Consider the following 5696-nt stretch of genomic DNA (forward strand, 5'->3'; position numbering starts at 1 on the left):
CGCGTACCTCAGCGGCGCGAACCTCAGCGGCGCGAACCTCAGCGGCGCGAACCTCAGCGGCGCGTACCTCAGCGGCGCGTACCTCAGCGGCGCGTACCTCAGCCGCGCGGACCTCAGCCGCGCGAACCTCAGCGGCGCGGACCTCAGCTGCGCGCACCTCAGCGGCCAATGGATTATCCAAGGAGCGACCCGTTCCGATGGATATGTGTTTTTCCTTCAAAAACTCAAGGACGACAAAGAGCCGATGGTCAAGGCCGGATGCCGATACTTCACGCTGTCCGATGCAGAGAAGCATTGGGTTGCAACGCGCGGCAAAACTCTGCTTGGACAGGAGACGGAAACCATCGTTCGCAATTTGGTCATGCTCGCTCGCATCCGAAAGCTGATGTCATGAGTTACGACAACTGGCGCAAGCGCCTCGCTGTCAGCGAGCAGCACAAGACGGTGAAGGAGCGGAACGCGGCGATTGCTGCGCTCCGCATCAACTTCATGACGCCGACCGAAGCCGACGTCGGCTATTACCGCAAGCCGGTTACCGAGAAGATGGACAACGGCCGCAACCGGGTGCTGGGTTATGATCCCGTCGCCTATTTCATCGACAACGACCAGTTGGTCTGCCTGTACGGTCTCGATGAGCGTCAAGTTGATGCGCAGGATCAGGAATTGTGGTCCTGGGTGGTGTCGCACCCGATCACCTATGAAGTCTACAAGGCTGTGGTGTTCGAGGGCAAACCGTGGCCGGAATTGGAGCCGTCCCCCGAAATCGGGCTACCGAACGCTACTGATCCACATGAGGCATACGGCGCTCCGCGTCTCACCGACAACGCCAGCGCCGAGATCGTCAAGACGGCTGCCGATTGGGCCAGCGAGATCAACGCGCTCGTGGCCGAGCTACCGAAGAAGGCCATCACCTCGAACGAGCAGGCAGCGGAAGTGCTGGGTCTCAAGAACCGGCTGGCCGAGAAGCGCCTCGCCGCCGACAAGGCTGGCAAGGCCATCTACGAGCCGCTGTATCGCGATTACAAAGACCAGCAATCGACGTGGTCGGCGCCGGTCAAGGTCGCCAGCGACGCGGAGGCCAAGATTGACAGTGGCGTCAAGGTGTGGCGCGAGGCCGAGCGCCAGCGCGTAGTGGCCGAGCAGGCAGCGGCTGCACAGGCCCTTGCCGAGGAAGCCGAGCGGAATCAGCGCGCCGCCGATCGGGCGATCGAGCGCGGCGAGGAACCGCCGGAGCCGGAGATCGACGAGACCATTGTCTACCCAACGGCTGCACCGGAACGGATCGTTCCCACCTACGGCACCCGCACGGTGAAAGAGGAATTGAAGACTTTCGTCACGATCACCGACGAAACCAAGGTCGCCGCATACTTCCGCGGCAACCCCGAAGTGGTGACGGTCTTGCAGACCCTCGCCGAGCGCGCAATCAAGCTGGGTCAGGAAGTGCCCGGCACCACCACAAGACAAGGAATCATCTGATGGAGACGACACCGATCAAGGGCTTCATGGTTTTCGACACCGAGACCAACGGTCTCATGGACTACAAGCGCCCGGCCGATGCACCAGGGCAACCGCGCGTGGCCGAGTTCGCCGCTATCTTGCTGGATGCAGAGGGCAACGTCGAGCAGGAATTCCAGCGCTACATCAAGCCGCCGTGGAGCGAAGATGGTCCCGATTGGCTGATGACGCTGGAAGCAACCACCGTCAACAAGATCACGGACGAAGTCCTCCTCAACGAGGGCGTGCCGATCAAGGAGGTTCTGGAGTGGTACGGGGAACGCATCAACGAGGGCTACGCCGTCGTGGCGTTCGGTGCTCAATTCGATTGCAAGATGATGCGATCCGAGTTCCGACGCGCCGAAATGGACGACCTGTTCGAACGCACACGCAATGTCTGCTTGATGCGTTCGGCGAGGCCCTTTGCCAAGAGCATTGGTCGCGAGATCATCAAGGCAGGCGGCAGCAATAAAGGCTGGCCGAAAAACACCGATCTCGCCAACTTCCTCGGCGTCATATATGACCCCGCAACCCTGCACGGCGCCCTGTGCGACGCGCGCATGACCACCGCCAACTTCCGGGCAATGCTCGATCTCGGCTTCGTGCCGGAGCCGGAGGTTCACCACGCCAAGAACTACGAAGAAATCAGGGACGCAAAATGAACCAGAGACCCACAAGCCGCGCGCCGGCGCCGCCCGACGAAGCCTACTTCGAGGAAACCACCGATCGCGCCCCCCCGCAGGAGCGTGTCAGCCATCAAGTCCCGGCAGTCGCCACACGGGCGGCGCCGGAGCAGTCGCACAAAGACCCCGCTGCGATCCCGGAACGCGAAAGTGCTCCATTGCCGAAGACCGGTATCGCCACCATCGCCACGGCGATTGCCGCCGTAATGGAGGAGATCAAGCCGGTCGAAAAAACCGGTTGGAACGAATTCCACAAATACTGGCATGCGAGGATGCAAGACCTGTCCACGGCTCTGACGCCGTTGATGGGCAAGCACGGCATCATCGTGTTCCAGAACGAGGTCAGCCGCGATCTGTTCGATGGCGGCAATTTCCTCTCGGTTCGCTACGAGTTCACCATCGTTCACAAGTCCGGTGAAATTTGGTTCGAGCGGCCGATCATCACCGGTGTCAGCCGTTGCCGCGATCGTGGTGGCTTCGACGACAAGGCATTCAACAAGTGTCACACCGCTGCCCGCAAATACTTCCTGATCTCGCTGTTCCAAATCCCGACCGAAGATTCCGAGGATGCGGACAACGACGGCGGGACTGGCAACAGGCCCCGTCCAGGCAGTCAGCAACGGCGCGCACCGGCACCGGATGGCAAGATCGAGCCGCACGCGATCCCGATCAACAACGGTGAACCGCCGGCCGATTGGGCGACACGGTTCGAGAATGCTATCGCCAAGGCCTCCATGGAGGAGGCCGATAAGTGGTACGACCAGAACTTCGCGCAGTTCGAGAAACTGAAAAAGGCCGATGCGATGGTCTACAATCGGCTGGTCAAAGCGATGGATGATCGTAGTGCCTCCGCGACAAGCGATCCGATCAGCAGCGGGCCGCAGAAGGATGCGCCAAAGCCACAGCAGCGAGCCCCACGCCAACCCCGCACGAAGCCGGACGAGAAACCGACATTCGATGTGACGGAGTGGTTCCAGTCTCTCGAAAACGCTTTCTCCGGCTGCGAGGATGTTGACGCCCTGATCGCGGCGCAGGAGAAATACATGGCCCCGGTCAGGGCCGATGTAGGGGAAAAAGACTGGAACAGGGCGACCGATATGGTGCGTGATACCATCAAGCGCTTCACGGAGTAATATGATGACCAAGGTGATTTTTCGTCGGGATGGAGACGTCGCAGTTCCTGCCGACGAGGATTCGCTCGCTGCCCTACGTGGCTTCAAGGATGGTGCCGAATTTCTCGGCATCATCCGCGGAGCCCGCAACCTGGAACAACTCAAGCTGTTCTGGGTGCTGGTCGGGATCGTGGCGGAATCAACCGACCGCGCCAAGACCAGTATCAAGCACGATGCGGCTATCGCTACCAAGTTCGTCGAATATCACTGCGATTACGATGGGAAGGTCCATGTGATCCCGAAGTCCATTGCCGTCGAGAGCATGACGCAGGCGGATTTCGACCAGTTCTTCACCAAGGCAGTCGAGGTCATGGCCGGCTGGATCGGCGCCGAGCACAAAGACCTGATGCGCCGGTTCAACGAAGCTGCCGCCGACAAGCGATATGAAGGAATGCGCCATGGTTGACAATAAACATTGTGGCCGACGCGGCGGCAACTGCCAATGCCAACAAGCGGCGAAATGCATCAATGAACCCACCTCGTCAGAAGCCAATGCTGCGCCGATGACCATAGGAGATCAGCCATGAGCTACGCCCAAGATGTCCGCGACGCGCTGGATAAGATTGACGAAACGCCATTCGGTAAGGTCAGCAAATTGCTGGACCGCATGGCGGATCAAGCGCAGCGTGCCGTAAATGAACATAAAGCCATGAGGGAGGTGCTTGATGGCATCGTCCTTGTTTGTGGACGAACCGGAAATGCTTTCGAGGATTTCGAAGAACAGGCTGAAGTCTACCATCGCGAGACCGGCCACATGCGGCCCGGCAAAGATATGTCGATGGCAAGCGCTGGCAGCGACGACGACCAAGAAATCCGCCGCACAAAATACAATGCGTGGGTCCAGTCCAAGATTGAGGCCGGACGCCTGATCTTGTCGGAGGTGGCGAGATGAAACTCCACATTGCATCGGACGACCACGAACACGCAATTCTCGTCGGTGACGAAGACCATAACGACATCGCAGAGTTTTTCCACAGCGACCACGCAACGGTCGCTCAGAGCTACGAAACCGCGCTGATGCTGGCCCGCAAGCTGGTTGACGACGGCGCCTCCCCCGTAAAGGCAGCGCCGAGTGATATCGAACGCGCGTTCACGGATGCCTACGATGAGGCCGAGTGCGCTTACGACAACGAAGCGCTGCTACAGGCTATTCACGATTTGAAAACCGTAAAGGCAGCGCCGGTGGCGCGACCTTCGGTCAATGAATACGCTTCGAATTACGAATACCGAGGCGATCAAGACTACGTTCCAACAGAAGGCGAGTGCGCCATGATCGAGGACGCGATTGAAGGATACTTATCCCTTTGTGAAACCGCCCTCGCCGCATCGCATTCTCCGAACTCGGAGGTTCACCAAAATCGCGGGCGACATTACGACATCATTCTTGAGGCAATCTCGAACTACGATGAGTGGATGTTGGACGACGACTACAATCCGCAAATTACGCTTGATCGTATCATCAAGCGTATGCGGGAGCGACTGGATATGTCCGATCCTCCGCCGCCTTCGAGAGAGGTGCGGGCATGCGATTTCGTGCACATGCTCCGAGCCCGCGCGGAGTGCATTCGCGCGACCAACTTTGTCCATATCGGAGAACAAGACGCACGCGACTTCGCTCGACTGTTTGATGAAGCTGCGGCGATCATCAACAAATTCGAGCTACAGAAAAACCATGAAGAAGAAATGTATATGGGAGGGTTAGATTGATGGTTGACGCAGAAGAACTCGCGAAGTGCTTTGACTTCGATCAATTGCGCGGTTACTCGCCGATCAAGGGTTTTAACCGGGAAGAACGGCGGGTCATAGCGGCGGCCCTTCGGGAGCTTAACGCATCGCCTTCTCCGAACTCGGGAGAGGTGCGGGACCGATGGCCCGAAATCGACACCGAGCTTTCAGCCTACGTGGCGAAGGTTCGCGCTGATCTGATTGAAGAATGCGCCAAAATTGCTGAGCAGGAACCCGCGACGCACAACGAACGTTGCATCGCTGATCCCCGTGCAGTGAGAAGCAACGTTGCTGACCGTATCCGCGCCGCCCTCTCTCCTTCCCGCGGGGGAGAGGCGTGGCAGTGCAATAACTGCAAAACTCGGTTTGACGTTTATGGCGATATCGGCCGTCCTGCCTGCCCGTATTGCAAAGCAGGCGGCCAGTACACCTACATTGTTCGGCCCCCATGCAAAGGTATGAATTGCGATTGCACCAACGGGCAAGATCACAGCGTTGAGTGTCAAGCGGAACACGCTGCCAACATTGCCGCGTCAGGCTTTGACCCAAGGCTCACGAGTGCGTCCCGTATTGCTTTCGATAAGTGTTCCATCGCTTTTCCTCGTCCTTTTCAAAGAGGTCA

Annotated in this window: 8 protein-coding genes; all 8 read left to right on the forward strand. The window is 58.8% G+C overall.

Features of this window, described 5'->3' with window-relative positions; translation table 11 throughout:
- On the forward strand, positions 1-394 hold a 394-nt coding region (locus Q0R02_RS02440; protein ID WP_293880500.1), incomplete at its 5' end, for a pentapeptide repeat-containing protein.
- Entirely contained in the window at positions 391-1476 is a 1086-nt protein-coding gene (locus Q0R02_RS02445; protein ID WP_293880502.1) for a hypothetical protein, read from the forward strand. The genes Q0R02_RS02440 and Q0R02_RS02445, both read left to right, overlap by 4 nt.
- Positions 1476-2156: a 3'-5' exonuclease gene (locus Q0R02_RS02450; RefSeq protein WP_293880504.1), complete on the forward strand. Its 681-nt coding sequence runs from the start codon at positions 1476-1478 to the stop codon at positions 2154-2156. The genes Q0R02_RS02445 and Q0R02_RS02450 overlap by 1 nt, the downstream gene beginning before the upstream one ends.
- Positions 2153-3310 carry an ERF family protein gene (locus Q0R02_RS02455; RefSeq protein ID WP_293880506.1) on the forward strand — a complete coding sequence of 386 codons (1158 nt, stop codon included), beginning with the start codon at positions 2153-2155 and terminating at the stop codon, positions 3308-3310. The genes Q0R02_RS02450 and Q0R02_RS02455 overlap by 4 nt, the downstream gene beginning before the upstream one ends.
- Positions 3311-3314: 4 nt before the next feature.
- Positions 3315-3755 carry a hypothetical protein gene (locus Q0R02_RS02460; RefSeq protein WP_293880508.1) on the forward strand — a complete coding sequence of 147 codons (441 nt, stop codon included), beginning with the start codon at positions 3315-3317 and terminating at the stop codon, positions 3753-3755.
- Positions 3756-3872: 117 nt separating this feature from the next.
- Positions 3873-4241 (forward strand): hypothetical protein, encoded by a 369-nt coding sequence (locus Q0R02_RS02465; RefSeq protein WP_293880510.1) that lies wholly within the window; start codon positions 3873-3875, stop codon positions 4239-4241.
- Positions 4238-5056, forward strand: a complete 819-nt coding sequence (locus Q0R02_RS02470) for a hypothetical protein (protein ID WP_293880512.1) — start codon at positions 4238-4240, stop codon at positions 5054-5056. Before Q0R02_RS02465 ends, Q0R02_RS02470 begins: the two co-directional genes overlap by 4 nt.
- A partial coding sequence (locus tag Q0R02_RS02475; RefSeq protein ID WP_293880514.1) for a hypothetical protein occupies positions 5056-5696 on the forward strand: 641 nt, incomplete at its 3' end. The genes Q0R02_RS02470 and Q0R02_RS02475, both read left to right, overlap by 1 nt.

Source organism: Sphingomonas sp., assembly GCF_025353885.1.
In the GTDB taxonomy this organism is placed as follows: domain Bacteria; phylum Pseudomonadota; class Alphaproteobacteria; order Sphingomonadales; family Sphingomonadaceae; genus Sphingomonas_O.

Coding starts and splice junctions, on each gene's coding strand:
- Q0R02_RS02445 (WP_293880502.1), top strand. CDS start 391: ATGAGTTACGACAACTGGCGCAAGCGCCTCGCTGTCAGCGAGCAGCAC.
- Q0R02_RS02450 (WP_293880504.1), top strand. CDS start 1,476: ATGGAGACGACACCGATCAAGGGCTTCATGGTTTTCGACACCGAGACC.
- Q0R02_RS02455 (WP_293880506.1), top strand. CDS start 2,153: ATGAACCAGAGACCCACAAGCCGCGCGCCGGCGCCGCCCGACGAAGCC.
- Q0R02_RS02460 (WP_293880508.1), top strand. CDS start 3,315: ATGACCAAGGTGATTTTTCGTCGGGATGGAGACGTCGCAGTTCCTGCC.
- Q0R02_RS02465 (WP_293880510.1), top strand. CDS start 3,873: ATGAGCTACGCCCAAGATGTCCGCGACGCGCTGGATAAGATTGACGAA.
- Q0R02_RS02470 (WP_293880512.1), top strand. CDS start 4,238: ATGAAACTCCACATTGCATCGGACGACCACGAACACGCAATTCTCGTC.